The organism is Flavobacterium sp. UBA5153, from assembly GCA_002413745.1.
Taxonomy (GTDB): Bacteria; Bacteroidota; Bacteroidia; order Flavobacteriales; family Flavobacteriaceae; genus Flavobacterium.
On record DHXP01000009.1, the window covers coordinates 1 to 2,111 of the forward strand.

The 2,111-nt window shown below is 34.2% G+C and carries 2 protein-coding genes; both read right to left on the bottom strand.

Going from position 1 to position 2,111, the window contains the following annotated elements:
* Positions 1-46 precede the first annotated feature (46 nt).
* A complete protein-coding gene (locus B2145_RS01635) occupies positions 47-949 on the bottom strand; it encodes a DMT family transporter (protein WP_291097450.1) in 903 nt (300 codons plus the stop codon).
* 93 nt (positions 950-1,042) lie between these two features.
* Complete coding sequence (locus tag B2145_RS01640) at positions 1,043-1,447, bottom strand: DUF2721 domain-containing protein (protein WP_291097452.1); 405 nt, start codon at positions 1,445-1,447, stop codon at positions 1,043-1,045.
* Between the last annotated feature and the right edge of the window lie 664 nt (positions 1,448-2,111).

Consider the following 2,111-nt stretch of genomic DNA (forward strand, 5'->3'; position numbering starts at 1 on the left):
ACATACTAACCAATGGTATAAAACTCCAAGAGTCATAAACATCTACTTACTTTTTTCTAAATCGCTTATAATCAATGTTTATTATCACAATGGCAAGTATGATAAGTGTAATTCCAAACCATTGGATTCCATTCACTTTTTCATTCAAAATAAAATAGGCCATCAATACCGAAACTGGAAGTTCAAGTGCCGAAACGATGCTTCCCAAACCGATTCCGGTATAAGGAAAACCAATATTGAACAATAATGGTGGAATTATTGTGCCAAAAAGTGCCAATACAATTCCCCATTTTAAGAAAACGTCAAAATTAAAAGGGGTTGTTTGAGATACAAAAGTGTATATAAACACAATAATTGCACCGCCAATAAGCATGTGTAAACTGCGTTGCGTCGAGGAAATTTCAACTGCCACACGATTTGCCGTAATCATTGTCGTAGTAAACGATATCGCTGATAACAACCCCCAAATAACGCCGTTCCAGTTTAGTTGAACCGTGTTTCCAATAAGATTTGTTGCCAAGACAGTGCCTGTAAGCACAACTATTACGGATATTATTTTTTGGACAGAAGGTTTTTTCTTTTCCAAAAACATTTCAAATAAAACGCCCATCCAAACCGTTTGCATCAGCAGAATGATGGCAATTGAAACCGGAATATATTTTATGGTTAAATAATAAAAAACACTCGTCAATCCCAGTGGAGTTCCTGCAAGTATCAACTGAAAGATGTTTTTTCTTGACGCTTTTACAACATCAGTTCCCTTTTTTACTTTTTGAAAGGCGTTGATAATCAACAAACCAATTACTCCATATATAAATTGGGCTACCGTAACTTCGGCGGTTGTGAAACCTTCGCCATAAGCTATTTTCACGAAGGTAGCGAGCATCCCGTAACTTGTTGCGCCTATGCCAACTAAAAAAACTCCTTTTAATACCTTGTTTTCAAACATTTTTTCAAATTTAAAAAGCGACCAAAGATAGAATTTAAGAATTCAGAATTCAGGGTTTGATGAATTGAAAATTATGGAAGAATAGGAATAAATTTATTTCATTTCTTTTTTTTCCATCAAATCACTCAAATGCAACCGTAGCGCATTTATAGAAATACTGATTTCCCAAAATGACAATCCTAATGAAATAAGCAAGGTAAGTAAACTGAAACCAAAAAGATAAATACTGGATAATTGCTGTTCCAGAAACAATAAAAGCATCGCGAAAACCGACAGAAATAAACACAATACGCCAAATAGTTGCATATAGCGAATAAGTGTTAAACGTAAGTTGAGGTTTTTGATTTCCAATAAAACACTTTTACTTTCTTCTTCATCATAGGTTTTTTTTAATTTTCGTATGATTTGCGCAATGGTAAGAAACCGATTGGTATAAGCCAATAAAATTAGTGATGTTGCGGAGAAAAGAAGGGCTGGAGTTTCTATGTGTAAGACCATTTTGATTTAAGATTTAAAAATTTCAACATTCAAAGTTCGTTATTCTTTGTTCAAAATTCAACCTTTTTTTATAAAACTAAAAACCTGCAAGTTTTCACTCGCAGGTCTTGATACTTATTTAATCATCTCTAAACTTCATAGCTAGTGCGCGCATAATGTCATTAAGGCAAGAATAAATGTCCTGTAATTTGTTATTTCTCCTTCGTCGAAATGACGCAAAAAGCTTAACTTAATGACATTGGGTGGAAGTGTCCGCTTGTACCTGTTCCAATTTGTATTTACTTTATTTTCTGATTTTGTTTTAGTATCCGCGTTGCAAACGCTACGATTTATCTTCTAATTTAAATGGGTACTCGATGCAATCGAGAACCAGAGGGTTTTGTTTTAAAATTAGTTTTAAAAAATTTAAAACCCAACAATTGCTACTCTAGTTTAGTTTGCCACCCGAAAGGATTCGGGCGGGAGCGGGGTTTAGTTTTAAAATTAGTTTTTAAAAAATTTAAAACACAACAACTGCTACTCTAGTTTAGTTTACCACCCGAAAGGATTCGGGCGAGAGCGGGGAGGGTGTCCGCTTGTACCTGTTCCAATTTGTATTTATACCGCTAGTTATTTCAAATTAGTCCAATAAAAATTGAACTAAATGAAATATACAGCGGCATTA

What these genes read in the sequence shown, in the direction of transcription:
- B2145_RS01635 (WP_291097450.1), bottom strand. Translation starts at nt 949, where the DNA reads ATGTTTGAAAACAAGGTATTAAAAGGAGTTTTTTTAGTTGGCATAGGC.
- B2145_RS01640 (WP_291097452.1), bottom strand. Translation starts at nt 1,447, where the DNA reads ATGGTCTTACACATAGAAACTCCAGCCCTTCTTTTCTCCGCAACATCA.